At 42.8% G+C, this 18,141-nt stretch carries 13 protein-coding genes and 2 pseudogenes; 13 read left to right on the plus strand and 2 right to left on the minus strand.

Going from position 1 to position 18,141, the window contains the following annotated elements:
• The first annotated feature begins 8 nt into the window (after positions 1-8).
• The 13 genes and pseudogenes from purF to purB all read left to right on the plus strand — a co-directional run bounded on the left by purF (position 9) and on the right by purB (position 12,730).
• Positions 9-1,451, plus strand: coding sequence for an amidophosphoribosyltransferase (gene purF / locus AB2B49_RS07840; RefSeq protein ID WP_254734119.1), 1,443 nt, complete (start codon positions 9-11; stop codon positions 1,449-1,451).
• Between the two features lie 214 nt (positions 1,452-1,665).
• Positions 1,666-2,688 (plus strand): phosphoribosylformylglycinamidine cyclo-ligase, encoded by a 1,023-nt coding sequence (gene purM, locus AB2B49_RS07845; protein ID WP_049506272.1) that lies wholly within the window; start codon positions 1,666-1,668, stop codon positions 2,686-2,688.
• Positions 2,685-3,236 carry a phosphoribosylglycinamide formyltransferase gene (gene purN / locus AB2B49_RS07850; protein ID WP_049490119.1) on the plus strand — a complete coding sequence of 184 codons (552 nt, stop codon included), beginning with the start codon at positions 2,685-2,687 and terminating at the stop codon, positions 3,234-3,236. Before purM ends, purN begins: the two co-directional genes overlap by 4 nt.
• A gap of 44 nt (positions 3,237-3,280) precedes the next feature.
• Positions 3,281-3,745: a GNAT family N-acetyltransferase gene (locus AB2B49_RS07855; RefSeq protein WP_000571268.1), complete on the plus strand. Its 465-nt coding sequence runs from the start codon at positions 3,281-3,283 to the stop codon at positions 3,743-3,745.
• 1 nt (position 3,746) lies between these two features.
• Positions 3,747-5,294: a bifunctional phosphoribosylaminoimidazolecarboxamide formyltransferase/IMP cyclohydrolase gene (gene purH / locus AB2B49_RS07860; protein WP_049506269.1), complete on the plus strand. Its 1,548-nt coding sequence runs from the start codon at positions 3,747-3,749 to the stop codon at positions 5,292-5,294.
• Positions 5,295-5,414: 120 nt separating this feature from the next.
• Positions 5,415-6,680: a phosphoribosylamine--glycine ligase gene (gene purD, locus AB2B49_RS07865; protein ID WP_071852007.1), complete on the plus strand. Its 1,266-nt coding sequence runs from the start codon at positions 5,415-5,417 to the stop codon at positions 6,678-6,680.
• A gap of 264 nt (positions 6,681-6,944) precedes the next feature.
• A pseudogene (locus AB2B49_RS07870) lies at positions 6,945-7,058 on the plus strand (phosphoribosylaminoimidazole carboxylase); the annotation flags it as partial.
• A 34-nt stretch (positions 7,059-7,092) separates the two neighbouring features.
• On the plus strand, positions 7,093-7,584 hold the full coding sequence (purE, locus tag AB2B49_RS07875; protein WP_049506266.1) for a 5-(carboxyamino)imidazole ribonucleotide mutase: 492 nt from the start codon (positions 7,093-7,095) through the stop codon (positions 7,582-7,584).
• Positions 7,571-8,662: a 5-(carboxyamino)imidazole ribonucleotide synthase gene (purK, locus tag AB2B49_RS07880; RefSeq protein ID WP_049506264.1), complete on the plus strand. Its 1,092-nt coding sequence runs from the start codon at positions 7,571-7,573 to the stop codon at positions 8,660-8,662. The genes purE and purK overlap by 14 nt, the downstream gene beginning before the upstream one ends.
• Before the next feature lie 6 nt (positions 8,663-8,668).
• Positions 8,669-9,418 carry a hypothetical protein gene (locus tag AB2B49_RS07885; RefSeq protein ID WP_049506262.1) on the plus strand — a complete coding sequence of 250 codons (750 nt, stop codon included), beginning with the start codon at positions 8,669-8,671 and terminating at the stop codon, positions 9,416-9,418.
• A gap of 62 nt (positions 9,419-9,480) precedes the next feature.
• Positions 9,481-9,579 (plus strand): annotated as a pseudogene (locus AB2B49_RS07890) (phosphoribosylaminoimidazole carboxylase); the annotation flags it as partial.
• 32 nt (positions 9,580-9,611) lie between these two features.
• Complete coding sequence (locus tag AB2B49_RS07895) at positions 9,612-11,435, plus strand: serine/threonine-protein kinase (RefSeq protein WP_049506261.1); 1,824 nt, start codon at positions 9,612-9,614, stop codon at positions 11,433-11,435.
• Positions 11,432-12,730, plus strand: a complete 1,299-nt coding sequence (gene purB, locus AB2B49_RS07900; RefSeq protein ID WP_049506259.1) for an adenylosuccinate lyase — start codon at positions 11,432-11,434, stop codon at positions 12,728-12,730. Before AB2B49_RS07895 ends, purB begins: the two co-directional genes overlap by 4 nt.
• Positions 12,731-12,787: 57 nt before the next feature.
• On the opposite strand, the gene strH is transcribed toward purB, so the two are convergent.
• Positions 12,788-16,801: an LPXTG-anchored beta-N-acetylhexosaminidase StrH gene (gene strH / locus AB2B49_RS07905; protein ID WP_049506257.1), complete on the minus strand. Its 4,014-nt coding sequence runs from the start codon at positions 16,799-16,801 to the stop codon at positions 12,788-12,790.
• A gap of 302 nt (positions 16,802-17,103) precedes the next feature.
• Positions 17,104-17,820, minus strand: a complete 717-nt coding sequence (locus tag AB2B49_RS07910; RefSeq protein WP_049506255.1) for a GntR family transcriptional regulator — start codon at positions 17,818-17,820, stop codon at positions 17,104-17,106.
• Between the last annotated feature and the right edge of the window lie 321 nt (positions 17,821-18,141).

The following is an 18,141-nucleotide window of genomic DNA, read 5'->3' on the forward strand; positions in this document are numbered from 1 at the left end:
TATAAAAAATGACATACGAAGTAAAATCTCTTAATGAAGAATGTGGTGTTTTCGGTATCTGGGGACATCCAGATGCTGCAAAATTGACTTATTTCGGTCTCCACAGTCTTCAGCACCGTGGTCAGGAGGGGGCAGGAATCCTCTCCAATGATCAGGGACAATTGAAGCGTCATCGTGATATGGGGCTTTTATCAGAAGTGTTCAGAAATCCAGCTAATTTGGATAAACTAACTGGAACGAGCGCGATTGGGCATGTGCGTTATGCGACTGCTGGCGAAGCTTCTGTTGACAACATCCAGCCCTTCCTCTTTCGCTTTCATGATATGCAGTTTGGACTTGCTCATAACGGAAACCTGACCAATGCCGAATCGCTCAAGAAAGAATTGGAACAAAGAGGAGCTATTTTCAGTTCAACTTCGGACTCGGAAATCTTGGCCCACCTCATTCGTCGGAGTCACAATCCGAACTTGATGGGCAAAATCAAAGAGGCGCTCAGCCTTGTCAAAGGTGGATTTGCTTATATCCTGCTGTTTGAGGACAAGTTGATTGCTGCGCTTGATCCTAATGGTTTCCGTCCACTTTCTATTGGGAAAATGGCAAACGGAGCGGTGGTGGTTTCGTCAGAAACCTGCGCTTTTGAAGTCATTGGTGCTGAGTGGATTCGCGATGTGAAACCAGGGGAAATTGTGATTGTGGATGACAATGGGATTCAGTACGATAGCTATACGAATGATACCCAGCTGGCGATTTGCTCTATGGAGTATATCTATTTTGCCCGCCCTGACTCCAATATCCATGGTGTCAACGTCCATACTGCACGCAAACGTATGGGAGCGCAATTAGCGCGTGAGTTCAAGCACGAAGCAGATATCGTGGTCGGTGTGCCAAATTCCTCGCTCAGCGCAGCTATGGGATTTGCAGAAGAATCAGGTCTGCCAAATGAAATGGGTCTCATCAAAAACCAATACACCCAACGCACCTTTATCCAACCGACTCAAGAATTGCGGGAGCAAGGGGTGCGGATGAAACTGTCTGCTGTTTCGGGCGTTGTCAAAGGCAAACGTGTGGTGATGATTGATGATTCCATTGTTCGCGGGACGACCTCTCGCCGTATCGTTCAGCTTTTGAAAGAAGCAGGTGCGTCTGAGGTTCATGTTGCTATTGGGAGTCCAGCGCTAGCTTATCCATGTTTTTACGGGATTGATATCCAGACGCGTCAGGAGCTGATCGCGGCCAATCATACGGTCGAGGAAACTCGCCAAATCATTGGCGCAGATAGCCTGACCTATCTTTCGATTGATGGCTTGATTAATTCTATTGGCATCGAAACAGATGCGCCAAACGGTGGTCTTTGTGTCGCTTACTTTGACGGCGACTACCCAACTCCTCTCTACGACTATGAGGAAGACTATCGTAGAAGTTTGGATGAAAAGACCAGTTTTTACAAATAGACGGATAAAGACTCTCCATGAAAGGAAAGGAAGAGAAGATGACAAATAAAAATGCTTATGCTCCACGTCTCGCTACTGACTAAAAGCTAAAGCATTTGTCAGTAGACGCTTTGTCTTATGGGACCAAAGCTAGAGCCCTGACTAGTATTTTTAGATAAAATAATTGTTTATCTAAAAATACGTCGCAATCTTCTCAAAGAAAAGGAAAAATAAAATGGCAAATAAAAATGCGTATGCCCAGTCGGGTGTAGATGTTGAAGCGGGTTATGAAGTTGTTGAGCGGATCAAAAAGCATGTGGCTCGCACGGAGCGTGCGGGTGTCATGGGAGCTCTTGGTGGCTTTGGTGGCATGTTTGACCTCTCAAAAACAGGTGTCAAAGAACCGGTCTTGATTTCAGGGACTGACGGTGTCGGAACCAAGCTCATGCTGGCTATCAAGTACGAAAAGCATGACACGATTGGGCAGGACTGTGTAGCTATGTGTGTCAATGATATCATCGCTGCAGGTGCGGAGCCCCTCTATTTCCTCGACTATGTGGCGACAGGGAAGAATGAACCAGCTAAACTAGAACAAGTAGTCGCTGGTGTAGCAGAAGGCTGTGTGCAGGCTGGTGCTGCCCTCATCGGTGGTGAAACGGCTGAAATGCCTGGTATGTACGGCGAAGATGACTACGACTTGGCTGGATTTGCGGTCGGTGTGGCAGAAAAATCTCAAATCATCGACGGATCAAAAGTAGCCGAAGGTGATGTTCTTCTCGGACTTGCTTCAAGTGGGATTCACTCAAATGGTTACTCACTTGTACGTCGTGTTTTTGTGGATTACACAGGTGAAGAAGTCTTGCCAGAATTGGAAGGCAAGAAACTCAAGGAAGTCCTTCTTGAGCCGACTCGTATCTATGTCAAGGCTGTCTTGCCACTCATCAAGGAAGAGTTGGTCAACGGGATTGCCCACATCACAGGTGGTGGATTTATCGAGAATGTCCCTCGTATGTTTGCAACTGACTTGGCTGCTGAGATTGAGGAAAGCAAGGTACCAGTTTTGCCAATCTTCAAAGCCCTTGAAAAATACGGTCAGATCAAACACGAAGAAATGTTTGAAATCTTCAATATGGGTGTGGGCCTCATGTTGGCAGTTAGCCCTGAAAATGTAGACCGTGTCAAGGAATTACTGGATGAACCAGTCTATGAAATTGGTCGCATCGTCAAGAAAGAAAACGAAAGTGTCATCATCAAATGAAAAAAATAGCTGTTTTTGCCTCTGGTAACGGCTCAAACTTTCAGGTGATTGCTGAAGAATTTCCGGTTGAGTTTGTCTTTTCAGACCATCGTGACGCCTATGTGCTCGAGCGGGCAGACAAGCTCGGCGTTCTGTCCTATGCTTTTGAACTCAAGGAGTTTGAGAACAAGGCGGACTACGAAGCAGCTCTTGTCGAACTCTTGGAAGAACACCAGATTGACTTGGTTTGTCTAGCAGGCTACATGAAAATCGTTGGGCCAACTTTGCTCGCTGCTTACGAGGGTCGGATCATTAACATTCATCCAGCCTACCTACCAGAATTTCCAGGAGCTCATGGGATTGAGGACGCTTGGAATGCTGGCGTAGACCTGTCTGGAGTGACCATTCACTGGGTGGATTCGGGTGTGGATACAGGCAAGGTCATCAAACAAGTACGCGTACCACGACTAGCTGATGATACCATCGAAAGCTTTGAAGCTCGCATTCATGAGGCAGAGTACAAGTTGTATCCAGAGGTGTTGGATAGCTTGGGAGTGGAGAGAAGGTAAGAGGTAAATCAAGTTTTGATTGCGCAATCTTGCTAGGAGAAAAAATGATTGAACTGAAATTGGTAGATGAGAGCAGTTTTCAGGCAGTGCTGGATTTGAAAATATCAGAAGCTGATGAACGAGCACGTTTCGTAGCTCCAAATGTGCGCTCTTTAGCTGATGCATGGCTCTATCGGAAAAACGAAGATGTGTTTCCGATGGCAATCTATTGGGATAAGCAAGTGGTTGGTTTTCTCCTGCTAGAAATAGACAAGGATGAAGCGGAATACTTTATCTGGCGGATAATGATTGGTCAGCAGTACCAAGGAAGAGGTTATGGTCGAAAAGCCTTGGAAGTTCTAATCAAAGAGGCTCAGATGGATAGAGCTTGCAGTCATATTACCGCAGATTATGTGGTTGGAAATGAAAAAATGAAGCACCTGTTGACTAGTCTGGGTTTTCAGGAAACAGGATTTATAGAAGAAAATAACGAAGTCGCTATGCGCTTGGATCTAAAGAAAGAGGAATAGAATGACGAAAAAGGCCTTAATCAGCGTCTCAGACAAAGCGGGCATTGTTGAATTTGCCCAAGAACTTAAAAAACTCGGTTGGGAGATTATCTCGACAGGTGGGACAAAGGTTGCCCTTGACAATGCTGGGGTGGAGACCATTGCAATTGATGATGTGACGGGCTTCCCAGAAATGATGGATGGCCGTGTCAAGACCCTTCACCCAAATATCCATGGTGGGCTCCTCGCTCGTCGTGATCTCGATAGCCACCTTGAGGCGGCTAAGGACAATCAAATTGAACTTATCGACCTTGTAGTGGTCAATCTCTATCCTTTCAAGGAAACGATTCTCAAACCAGATGTGACCTACGCTGACGCAGTTGAAAACATCGATATTGGTGGGCCATCCATGCTTCGTTCAGCGGCGAAAAATCATGCCAGCGTAACGGTTGTGGTAGACCCTGCTGACTATGCAGTGGTGCTTGACGAATTGGCAGCAAATGGTGAAACGACTTATGAAACTCGTCAACGTTTGGCAGCCAAGGTTTTCCGTCATACAGCGGCTTATGATGCTTTGATTGCAGAATACTTCACAGCTCAAGTAGGTGAAGCAAAGCCTGAAAAGCTCACTTTGACCTATGACCTCAAGCAAGCCATGCGTTACGGTGAAAACCCTCAACAAGATGCAGACTTTTACCAAAAAGCTTTGCCGACTGACTATTCGATTGCATCCGCCAAACAACTGAACGGAAAAGAATTGTCCTTCAACAATATCCGTGATGCGGATGCTGCTATCCGTATCATCCGTGACTTCAAAGACCGTCCAACCGTTGTGGCTCTCAAACACATGAACCCATGTGGAATCGGTCAGGCTGATGACATCGAGACTGCTTGGGACTACGCTTATGAGTCTGACCCAGTGTCTATCTTTGGTGGTATCGTTGTTCTTAACCGTGAGGTGGATGCTGCGACAGCTGAGAAGATGCATGGTGTATTCCTCGAGATCATCATTGCACCAAGCTATACGGATGAAGCGCTAGCTATTTTGACCAATAAAAAGAAAAACTTGCGTATCCTTGCCTTGCCATTTGACGCTCAAGAGGCTAGTGAAGTGGAAGCAGAATACACAGGCGTGGTCGGTGGGCTTCTGGTGCAAAACCAAGACGTGGTAAAAGAAAGCCCAGCTGATTGGCAAGTCGTTACCAAACGCCAACCAACAGAAACTGAAGCGACTGCCCTTGAGTTCGCTTGGAAAGCTATCAAGTACGTCAAATCAAACGGTATCATCGTAACCAACGACCATATGACACTCGGTGTTGGCCCAGGGCAAACCAACCGAGTGGCTTCTGTTCGCATCGCCATTGATCAAGCTAAAGACCGTCTTGATGGTGCTGTTCTTGCTTCAGATGCCTTCTTCCCATTTGCGGATAACGTGGAAGAAATCGCCAAAGCAGGTATCAAAGCCATCATCCAACCAGGTGGATCTGTCCGTGACCAAGAATCTATCGAAGCAGCGGATAAATACGGCTTGACTATGGTCTTCACAGGCGTGAGACATTTTAGACATTAAGAAGCAAAAGGGAAGAAAACAGTTTCTTTCCTTTTTTGGTTTAAAATGCTAAGTGAAACAAGATTAAAACGAACGTTTATGGTATAATATTAGTAAATAATTCGCAAAAGAGGTTGAGAAATGAAACTGCTTGTTGTCGGTTCGGGTGGTCGTGAACATGCCATTGCTAAGAAGTTGCTTGAGTCAAAAGAGGTTGAAAAGGTCTTTGTAGCTCCTGGAAATGACGGGATGACTCTGGATGGTTTGGAGTTAGTAAACATCTCTATTTCCGAACATTCTAAATTGATTGAGTTTGCAAAAGCCAACGATATTGCTTGGTCCTTTATCGGGCCAGATGATGCCCTTGCTGCTGGGATTGTGGATGAGTTCAATGCAGCTGGTCTCAAAGCCTTTGGTCCGACAAGATTGGCGGCGGAGCTGGAGTGGTCCAAGGATTTTGCCAAGGAAATCATGGTCAAATACGGCGTTCCGACAGCAGCCTATGGCACATTCTCGGACTTTGAGGAAGCCAAGGCCTATATCGAAAAGCAGGGGGCACCTATCGTCGTCAAGGCGGATGGCTTGGCGCTTGGGAAAGGTGTCGTCGTTGCGGAGACGGTTGAGCAAGCGGTCGAAGCCGCTCACGAGATGCTCTTGGACAATAAATTTGGTGACTCTGGTGCGCGTGTGGTTATCGAGGAATTTCTCGACGGGGAGGAGTTCTCTCTCTTTGCCTTTGTCAATGAGGACAAGTTCTACATCATGCCGACGGCTCAGGACCACAAACGTGCTTACAATGGCGACAAGGGGCCTAACACAGGCGGTATGGGAGCTTATGCGCCAGTTCCACACTTGCCACAGAGCGTGATTGATACGGCGGTTGACACCATTGTCAAACCAGTCCTTGAAGGGATGATCAAAGAAGGCCGTCCGTATCTTGGTGTCCTCTACGCGGGGCTTATTTTGACAGCTGACGGTCCGAAGGTTATCGAGTTTAACGCTCGATTTGGAGATCCCGAAACTCAGATTATCTTGCCTCGTTTGACATCTGATTTTGCACAAAATATCACGGATATTCTCGATGACAAGGAGCCGAACATCACATGGACGGACAAGGGCGTGACTCTGGGTGTGGTTGTCGCATCCAAGGGCTACCCGCTAGATTATGCAAAGGGAGTCAAGTTGCCAGCCAAAACTGATGGCGACATCATCACCTACTATGCAGGGGCTAAGTTTGCGGAAAATAGCAGAGCATTGCTGTCAAATGGCGGTCGAGTATACATGCTGGTCACCACAGCAGATACCGTCAAAGAAGCCCAAGAAACCATCTACCAAGAACTCTCCCAACAAAAAACAGAAGGCCTCTTCTACCGAACAGATATCGGAAGCAAGGCTATAAAAGATTAACAGATACTAAATTTGTCAATGGCGAGCCAAAGCGAGCCAAAGTAAGATAATGGTCGCCGTGGTGAAAAGACCAGAATTGTTACTGTTCTGGTCGGGGGAAAATTTGAGACTTAGGCTCAAATTTTAGGAATGAAACCGAAGGTTTGCTTCCGTCCCCACCATCTAAGACCATTATCGAAAAGAAAAATAAAAACTCACAAAATACGTTAATGGTCGTTTGATTTGCGAGCGTTAGCAAGCTAATATAGAGCAATCACCGCCGTTGTGAAAGAACGATTGGCTTATAAGCCAATCGTTCAGGGAAATCGGAAGACCTTGGGCTTCCGATTTAGGCATGAAACACCTTTGGTGGCTGCTGCCGTCCCTCACAACTTAAGGAGATTGAAAAAAGAAAGGAAAGAAAAGGAATATTATGACTAAACAAGTAATTTCCATCATCATGGGCTCCAAATCCGACTGGGCAACTATGCAAAAAACCGCCGAAGTCCTTGACCGCTTCGGTGTAGCTTACGAAAAGAAAGTTGTCTCTGCCCACCGTACTCCAGACCTCATGTTCAGACATGCGGAGGAAGCTCGTAGCCGTGGTATCAAGGTCATTATCGCAGGTGCAGGTGGCGCAGCCCATTTGCCAGGAATGGTCGCAGCCAAAACAACTCTTCCTGTCATCGGGGTACCTGTCAAGTCGCGCGCTCTTAGTGGCGTGGACTCGCTTTACTCTATCGTACAGATGCCGGGTGGCGTGCCTGTTGCGACGATGGCTATCGGTGAAGCAGGAGCGACAAATGCAGCCCTCTTTGCCCTCCGTCTCCTTTCAGTAGAAGATCAGGCTATCGCAATAGCGTTAGCAGATTATGCAGAAGAGCAAGGAAAAATCGCAGAGGAGTCTACCAATGAGCTCATCTAAAACAATCGGAATTATCGGTGGCGGTCAGCTGGGGCAGATGATGGCCATTTCTGCTATCTACATGGGGCACAAGGTCATCGCGCTGGATCCTGCTGCGGATTGTCCAGCCTCTCGTGTGGCGGAGATCATCGTGGCTCCTTATAACGATGTGGATGCCCTCCGTCAGTTGGCTGAGCGTTGCGATGTCCTGACCTATGAGTTTGAAAATGTCGATGCTGACGGTCTGGATGCTGTTATCAAGGGTGGACAACTCCCTCAAGGGACAGACCTACTCCGTATTTCTCAAAATCGGATTTTTGAAAAGGATTTTTTGTCAAATAAGGCTCAAGTAACGGTGGCACCCTACAAGGTTGTGACTTCAAGCCAAGACTTGGCAGACATCGACCTATCGAAAAACTATGTCCTCAAGACTGCGACAGGTGGATACGATGGGCATGGACAAAAGGTCATTCGCTCAGAAGCAGACTTGGAAGAAGCCCGTGCACTAGCCGACTCAGCAGACTGTGTCTTGGAAGAATTCGTCAACTTTGACCTTGAAATTTCTGTCATCGTGTCTGGTAACGGCAAGGACGTTACGGTTTTCCCAGTTCAGGAAAATATCCATCGTAACAACATCCTATCTAAAACAATTGTGCCTGCTCGCATTTCAGCTAGTCTAGCTGACAAAGCAAAAGCCATGGCAGTGCGAATCGCAGAACAGCTCAACTTGTCTGGAACACTTTGCGTGGAAATGTTTGCGACAGCTGATGATATTATTGTCAACGAAATCGCCCCACGGCCACACAATTCAGGCCACTACTCGATTGAAGCCTGTGACTTCTCTCAGTTTGATACCCATATTCTCGGTGTTCTCGGGGCCCCATTGCCAGCTATCAAACTGCATGCGCCTGCTGTTATGCTCAACGTACTCGGCCAGCACGTCGAGGCTGCTGAGAAATATGTCACAGAAAATCCAAGCGCCCACCTCCACATGTATGGTAAAATAGAAGCGAAACACAACCGCAAGATGGGACACGTGACTTTGTTTAGTGATGCGTCGGATAGTGTGGATGAGTTTGGAGAAGGGATTGAATTTTAGGGAAATATGAAAAAATATTTAAAAAACAACATAAAACAGCTGATATTTTTATTGTTACTAGTGATGGCATCTGGTCCCTTTTTCTCAGTTGTTATCGGAATTTTTTCCAATTATTTGAATTCCGGATTGGGTGATTGGTTGAGCTTTTATGGAAGTGTCGCTGGAATTGTAATCTCATTGATTGTTGTCCATTTACAATTATCACTCGAAGAAGAAAAGGAATTACGTAAGTATCGACCAGAGTTGCTTTTAAGCAATGATTATCAGCTTATCAAGCCAAATTGTAGAGTATATTTTGATGATAAATATTGGTTTCATCTACGAAAATCAAAAAATAACAAACAATATGTAGCAGCTAATAGTTTTGAAGAATCTTATTCTAATGAGGATAAAAGAGATAAAATTTTATCTCTTGAAATTGTTAACAATCAACCGATATTTAATCTTCGAATCTTATTTGGGGAAAGTTTAGACGGTGAGCTGATACCAAAGTTAAATGCGGAGCAAAGATTATATGTAGTCTCGAAAGCACATCAAAAAGAGATACATCAACATATCTTAGGTAACAAGCCTAATTTTAATCACGTCCCAGAGACGATTACTTTATTCTTTACAACGCTTTCTGGAGAAGTGTGTAAGTATATTTATAATGTTGATGACAAAGGATATTGTAGTATCAATCGAAAGTATTTTGGGGTAGACTACCCTGAAGTTACTAAAAATATTCATATTTGTGACTATATTGTTAGTAAATAAGAAGTATTAAGTAAATTTAGTTTTTTATAGATTAATTCATTGTTTATATTTTCGCCGAAAAGGATAGAATTGTAGCAATTTATGATTTACTGCTGAATACAGATTTCAATATATTAGTTCACTATCAATCTGTATGGATTGGGAAAGAGGAGTTTGTGTAATCATGGAGTTATTTTAACAGAAGTGAGGGAATATGGATTTAACGAATGAGCGTATTGATGATCTCAAAAATCAGTTTAAAATTGATGAGATTTTGCAATTTATTGGTTATTGTTTTATCAAAATTTTAGGTCAAGGAGGTCAAGGTGTAGTAGTTTTGACAAATGATAGTACTGGTATCGAAAAAGCTGTTAAAATTATGAAACTACCAACTTCTAGAGGACGTGCAAATAGGGCAAAAATTGAGAGACTAAAAAATGATATTGAATTTTGTTCACAGTATAATCATGAAAATATTATTAAGTATCATTTACATGGAGAATATCCAAATGACGGGCAAAGAGCTCAATTCTTATATGCAGTAATGGATTATTTCCCCAAAAATCTTAGGGATGTAATAGATGAATCAGAAAATTATTCACCAGAACAAAGATTAAATTATTTAATTCAGTTATCAAAGGGTATAAACGCTGCTCATGATAAAGGAATAATTCATAGAGATATCAAGCCAGAAAATATTCTGATAAGAGATGAAAATTTAGTTTTAAGTGATTTTGGAATTGCGCATTTTCAAGGATCTGATTTAACTGTTGCGGATGATTTACTAGCAAATAGAAATTATTTATCACCAGAACAAAAGAAAATTGGAAAAGCCCTTAACATTACATTTGCGTCAGATGTATATTCTTTTGGATTAATCATTAATGAATGTTTTACAGGAGAAAATCCAGACGGGTCAGAATATAAGCGTATTTGGCATACTTTTCCTTATCTCTTCGAATTAGATAAGTTAGTCGATAGATTAATTAATCCGTCCCCGGATTCAAGGCCATCAAGTGACAGTGTTCGTATGGATTTGAAGCTTTTAAAAGCTGAATTAGATAGCGAAAAAGAAGATCTAAAATATGTAAATACTGGCGGACATGAGATTGAAGATAAAGACAGAATTTTAAAGATATCAAGTGAGGATTTAATTTTTTCACAGTTCGTTTTGAACGATCTTTCAAATGAGAGTTTGAAAGAATTAAATTTTAATTACCATTGCTCGATTAATTATCGTGTCACAGATGAATTGCACTCTAACTTTCTACTCCAACAAATAATGGATAAATGTGAGGCTGCTTTTTCGTATGAGAGTGTTCACTATTTCTCTAATAATTTATATTCACCTCTTGATATTTTTAATAATCCAGAAGATATATCTTTATTTGAAAAAATGAGGGAAATCTTGTTATCTATAAACGGTGACAAAGTTATATCTGGAAAAATTTTAAAATTTTTTAGTTCTTGTTGCAGTTATCATTGTAAGGAAATATTGAGAGATATTGATGTTATTATTCAAAAGACTAAAGAAGAAATATTTGGGGTTCCAATTCTATATTTAATAAAATATTTAAGAAAAAATCATTTCAAGTTGAATCAGTCAGAAAAACTTTATGATAAAATTAGGTTGGATTGGACAAATTATAAAGGTGAATTAAAAGATAGCCCTTTAGAACTACCCCTTTTTAAAAGAGATCTAGATTTTTATCAACACAAGAAGAATAGGATATTGGAAATTTTGGGAACGATTGCTCTCCAATTTCCTATGGATTATTATGAAATTGATTCTAAAAACTATTCATTGAAGTTTGATAATCAGTTTAATAAAGGCATATTTCATATCTTTAAGTATTATTGTTTATCAAAAACAAAAAAAGGTTCTATATTTGAAGCGGATGTTTTAAATTTATTTAGAAATATTAGAACTAATGATGAAGAAGGTATAGTTGAATTAGTTATTTCTACAGATTTTGATGTAGAAATTACATTGTCTAAAATTTTTATAGATAATTATAGTGAGGAGCAAAACACATGATCAACCGTTACTCTCGCCCTGAGATGGCGAACATTTGGAGTGAAGAAAATAAATACCGTGCTTGGCTTGAGGTGGAAATCTTGGCTGACGAGGCATGGGCTGAGTTGGGGGAAATCCCTAAGGAAGATGTGGCTTTGATTCGCGAAAAGGCGGACTTTGACATCGATCGTATTTTAGAGATTGAGCAGGAGACTCGTCACGATGTGGTTGCCTTCACACGTGCGGTTTCTGAGACTCTTGGTGAAGAGCGCAAGTGGGTCCACTATGGTTTGACTTCTACCGACGTGGTGGATACTGCCTACGGTTACCTCTACAAGCAGGCCAACGACATCATCCGTCGTGACCTTGAAAACTTCACCAACATCATCGCTGACAAGGCTAAGGAACACAAGTTCACCATCATGATGGGGCGTACCCACGGTGTGCACGCTGAGCCGACAACTTTTGGTCTTAAATTAGCGACTTGGTACAGCGAAATGAAGCGCAATATCGAGCGTTTCGAGCATGCGGCTGCTGGTGTGGAAGCTGGTAAGATTTCTGGTGCGGTTGGGAACTTTGCCAACATTCCACCATTTGTAGAGAAATACGTCTGCGACAAGCTTGGTATCCGTGCCCAAGAAATCTCTACACAGGTTCTTCCTCGTGACCTTCATGCTGAGTACTTTGCCGTTCTTGCCAGCATCGCAACTTCCATCGAGCGTATGGCAACGGAGATCCGTGGTCTTCAAAAATCAGAACAACGTGAAGTGGAAGAGTTCTTTGCCAAAGGTCAAAAAGGCTCTTCAGCAATGCCTCACAAACGTAACCCTATCGGTTCTGAAAACATGACAGGTCTTGCGCGTGTCATCCGTGGTCACATGGTGACAGCCTATGAGAACGTCGCTCTCTGGCACGAACGTGATATTTCTCACTCATCAGCTGAGCGTATCATCACACCAGATACGACTATTTTGATTGACTACATGCTCAACCGCTTTGGAAATATTGTCAAGAACTTGACGGTCTTCCCAGAAAACATGATCCGCAACATGAACTCTACGTTTGGTTTGATTTTTAGCCAACGTGCTATGTTGACCTTGATTGAAAAAGGCATGACCCGTGAGCAAGCCTATGACTTGGTGCAACCAAAAACAGCCTACTCTTGGGATAATCAAGTAGACTTTAAACCGCTTCTAGAAGCAGATCCAGAAGTGACATCACGCCTGACTCAAGAGGAAATTGATGAAATCTTCAACCCTGCATACTACACTAAACGAGTGGATGATATCTTTGAACGTATCGGACTTGGTGATTAATCCTAACAATAAAAAGCGAGATTCAATCTCGCTTTTTTGTATGCTTATTGAAGGGGTTTAATCTTCTTTTTTCTTAGTGAGTCCGTAGGCTGCTAGTGTGGCCATGAGTCCTGCTGCGACCAAGCCTGCAGAATCTTGATTTCCTGTTGCAGGAAGTTGTTTTTCTTCTGCTTTGCTAGTAGTTGGTTCAGCTTGCTCAGCTTTCTCAACGGCAGTTCCGACTTCGACCACCTGAGCGACCGCTTCCTGCGATACCGCACTATTGACAAGCGTTCTTTCTTCTTTTCCATCAGCACTAGTGCTTACAGAGTAGAAGGCAGTACGGTGGCCGTTAGCCCCTTTAGTAACAACTTGCGTTTGTCCTTTTGGTAATTGAGGATTTTCACGTGTCACAGTAGTGAATGGAATTTCTTCCTCTTGGATATCCAGTCTTGGTTTTGTTTCTGCGGCTGGAGCAAGACCGTGTTCGTCTCCTACATGGGTTACAAGGGTTCCGACTTCAATAACTTGGGTCACTGCTTCTTGAGTCACAAGGCTATCTACAAGAGTTTTCACTTCCTTACCGTCAGCACTAGTGCTCACAGAGTAGTAATGACTGCGACGACCGTTAGCGCCTTTAGTAACGACTTGAGTCTTCCCTTTGAGCAAGAGTGGATTTTCACGTGTCACAGTAGTGAACGGAATATCTTCTTCTTGGATATCCAGTCTTGGTTTCGCTTCGGCAGCTGGAGCAAGGCCACTTTCATCCCCTTTGTGGGTAATAGGGGCACCGATTTCAACCACTTGGGTCACAGGTTCTTTGGTTACTTGGCTATCTAGAACGGTTTCTGTTTGTTTACCATTTTCAGTAAGGACAGAGATGTAATGAGTGCGTTCGCCATCTACACCTGGTGTGACAATCTTTTCTTGCTTAGCTGGGAGGTTTGGATTTTCCTTCTTGATAACTTCAAATGGAATCTTTTCTGCTCTTGTGATGAGTTCCGGTTTGGTTTCGACATTGGTAGCTAGTTCGTTTTCATCGAGGCTTCCTGAGTGGGTTGTTGCTGGTTTAAGGCCTAGGCGGGCTGCCTTGAGTTTAGCTACGAGAGCGTCTAACTCGGCTTGTTTGTTACGGTTGAGGTTGTAGTTGAGAGCTTCTTTAGCTACATTTAGGGCATCCAAGCTTTCCTTGCTGTATCCATCCAAGTTTGCAGGGATTTGAGCAAGTTCCTCACGGAGTGCATTGTAGTTAGCGCGGAAGTAGTCTTTGTTATGGTCTGCAAAGGCAGTCATGAGTTCAAAGATTTCTTCTTCCTTGTACTCAGCACTTGGTTTGTCTGCCCAGATAGCAAGCATGCTTCCGACGGTTGGAAGGTCTACTTCTGGATACTTGGTAGATGCAAGCTGGTTAAATGGCACTTTGCCAGAGTTTTCAATCGCCTTTGATAGTGGGTAGGCTTCGTCTGGTTTGTGATTTCCTAGGACGTAGTACCAGTCTCCGTTTGTGTTGAGGAGTTTATAGCCTTTGCTTGCTAGGTACTGAGGCGTTGCAAGGTTGTAGCCCCACCATCCTTTAGACCAGTAAGAGATGATGACATCCTTGTCAAACTCAACATCATCCTTGTCCTCGTAGTAGAAACCATCGTTGAAGGCCATCGGTTGAAGGCCTCTTTCTTTTGCCATAGCAGCAAGAGTGTTGGCATATTCAGCAAACTTGCCATAGAGTCCATACCATTTGAGGTAGTACCAGCCTTGAGCGTTGGTAGCGTCATTAGCGTATTCGTCTGTACCGTAGTTAAAGATCTTAGTCTTGCCCGCAAAGAAGTCCATGTACTTACCGATAAGGGCTTTTGTAAAGTTCATTGCTTCTTCGTTTTCAAGGTCCATGGTTGTTTTGGAGACTTTATCGAAATTAGCTTGAGGGTTTGCGATACCTAATTTTTCCATAGCGACAAGCATGGCATCCATGTGACCTGGGCTGTTGATTGCTGGAATGAGTCCAAGACCTTTTGATTTTGCGTACTCGATCAATTCAGTGATTTCAGCCTGGCTAAGAGTGGTTCCGTTTGGGTCATCGTAGTAAGCTTTTGTTCCTTCAATGATGGCATTTTTGACATCGTCACTTGCATAAGTTTTTCCGTTAGCAGTGATAGTCATGTCATCAAGTAGGAAGCGAAGTCCGTCATTTCCTAGGAGAAGATGCACATCAGAGTAGCCGAGCTCGCTCGCTTTGTCTACGATGCGTTTGAGTTGGTCGAGCGTGAAGTACTTACGTCCAGCGTCAATTGAGATCACCTTGTTCTTGGCAAGTTTTTCAACTTCGCGTTTCGCGTCTTCTTCTTTTTGAGCTTCTGGTGTGAAGGTCAAATTGCTGACAGCTTCTTGGAGTTTCGCGATTGCCTGGTCAATCGTGTCCTGTTGGGCTCGGCTGAGGTTGCTATCGAGTGAGCGAATGGCTTTTTCAGCTTCTTTGACAGCTGCGACACTTTCTGCAGTATAGCGGTTAAGGTCTGTTGGGACTTCTTTCAGAGCTTGCTCAGCAGACTCATAGTCGGCAGCAAAGTACTCAGCGTTTGCATTTGCGAAATGACGCATGAGTTTGAAGAGGCGTGATGGTGAATAACGTTGAGCTGGGTCATCTGCCCAAGTAGCTACCATACCGCCGATGAACGGGATATCTGCTCCTTCAGATTTTGGTACTGAAGTAATTGGAGTGCTCTTGATACCGTTGAGGCCTTGGTCAAGGTTGTACCAGCCTTGGCCGTCGGCATTTCGTCCGAGAACATAGTACCAAGCATCGTTGGTATTAAGGATTTGGTGACCTTTTTCAACTAGAAGTTTAGAAGAAGCGACGTCGTATCCGCCCCATCCACCAGTCCACATAGAAACGATGATATCTTTGTCAAAAGTACCAGAACTAGTATCACTATTGTAGTAAATGCCATCGTTGAAAGCCATTGGCTTAAGACCGTGAGATTTGACAATGTGAGCAAGATCATTAGCGTAAGTGATAAATTTACTATATTTTCCTTGTGTTTGAAGGACAGTCCAACCTTTAGCGTTTGTAGCATCGTTGGCATACTCGTCTAGTCCGATGTTGAAGATGTCAGATTTGCCAGCGAAGTAAGCTGCATACTTGTCGATTAAAGCTTTTGTGAATTCAACCGCTTCTTTGTTATCAAGGTCAACAGTACGAGCAGATTCTTTTCCCAAGTAGTTGAAGTTCGGTTTTTGAATGCCTAGTTCTTTCATAGCATGCAAAATCGCATCCATGTGACCAGGGCTGTTTACAGTTGGGATGAGACCAATGCCTTTGTTTTTAGCATAGTTGATCAAGTCCGTCATCTGACTTTCTGTCAAATGGTTGCCGTTTGGATCCTTGTAGTAGGCATCGGTTCCGTTTTCAAGTGCACGTTTGACATCGTCGCTTGCATAGGTTTTGCCATTGGCTGTGATCGTCATGTCGTCCAACATAAAACGCATGCCATCATTTCCAACTAGTAAATGAAGATCAGTATAACCGTAGTGTTTGGCTTTGTCGATGATTTCTTTGAGTTGGTCTGGAGAGAAGTACTTGCGTCCAGCGTCGATTGAGATCATTTTTCGTTTTGCCAGTTTTTCATTTACCTGAGCTTCTCGTTCCGTGCTAGGAGTGGCTACTGCAGGTGTGACGGCTTCATTTTTCTTTTCTGAAGGAGTGCTTTCAGCAGGAGTTTCAGCTGGGGCAGGGCTTTCTTTCTCGGCAGTAGGAGTTGGAGTAGCATTTTCTGTCACAACTGGTGCGCTTGACTCTTCTGTTTTTGGAGCAACTGTTCGAGGAGCCTCCTGGTCCTCTTTGACCTCCTCTTTGACCTCCTCTTTTACAGGCTTGTCAGCCTTTTCTTCCAGTTTTTCTGGAACCTTGGAGTCTACAGCTTCTTTGACTGCTTGTGGACTCTCCTGAATCGTTTGAACAGTTTCTTCAGCTGTTGGAGCTGGAGTAATCCCGTCGGCAGATACGACTTGTGCGCTAAAAGCAAATCCTATAAGTACAGAAGCTGCCCCAACCGCGTATTTACGAATGGAGAAGCGCTGTTTCTTTTCTAGTTTCATGACAAAACCTCCTTGTTATTATCATATATGATAGCGTTTACATAAAACCAATTTTATTTTATTATCTAAGGAGTAAAATGTCAAGTGGGTTTATATAAGAACTATAATAAATAGAGGAAATCATAAGATTTAGGAGAAATTTGCTAATAAGGGATAAAACTGAGGAAAAACCAAACGAAAATTTAACTTGTTTTTAGTAAAAATGCTACTAATTAAATAAGAGCCCTTCATAGCGTTTTCACAACTTCTTTCTCGTGCTATAATGAATACAGAAAAAGCCTGAGTTAGGCTCAGGCTTTTTCTTAATGACCTCGGTTACATGAGATGAATTTGATTTTATAGTAGTCTGCTCGCTTATAAGTTTCACTATAGGCAAGGACTTGGCCAGTGGCCTCAAGTTTTGTAGTCTTCGTTTGGAAGACAGTTGGGAATTGTGTATCGATTCCGAGTACAGAAGCAGCATGCTCTGGTGTTGGGAATGCGATTTCGTTGATTTCCTCGAAATGTTCATCACTCATGTGAATGCGGTAATCCAATTTGAAACGTGTATAGATAGAGCTATAATAATCAAGATTTGGATAGTTGGCATTGATGTATTGCTCAGGAATATAAGATGTGTGGTAGATGTATGTCACGTCGTTTGTCTGACGAATACGTTCAATCTTATAGTAGAATTGATCTCCACGTAGTCCAAGTTTATCTAAATATTCAAGTTTGTTTCCACGCTCGATAGAAAGGACAGTAACTTTATCGTCTTTTGTTTCAAAGACTTCAACATCTGAAAACTCAACGAGTTTGTGCTTGCGGGCACGTGAAACGAAAGTACCTTTACCTTGTTGGCGGACAATGTAGCCGTCTTTAGCAAGGTCATTCAAGGCACGAACAACTGTGATTGAACTCACATCGTACATCGCGATCAATTCGGCTTCTGTATAAAATTTATCTCCACTTGCAAATTGACCAGAGATGATTTTGTTTTTTAATTCATCTTTAATATATTGGTATTTAGGAATAGCCATAAATTTCACCTCGATTCTCTTTCTCCAATTTTGATTTTACCACAAATATAGAGAAAAGAGTAGTATTAAGGTCAAAAAATTAAAATAATAGACTAAAAATGTTATTTTACATGTAAAAAAATTCATTTGATGTTCTTGTGAATTATCATACATAAAAAGATCGTTTTCATGCTATTTTAAGATAATTTCGGTAAACGGTAAGTAAAAAAATAGAAAAATTTTAAATAATTTTCTAAAACCTATTGACAAATGCAAAAGATTTGATTATAGTTAATATTATAATAAATGAAAGCGCAAACTTAATTCGTCAGAGGTAATAAC

Origin of the sequence: Streptococcus jiangnanensis (assembly GCF_040888325.1) — a bacterium.
Classification (GTDB): domain Bacteria; phylum Bacillota; class Bacilli; order Lactobacillales; family Streptococcaceae; genus Streptococcus; species Streptococcus jiangnanensis.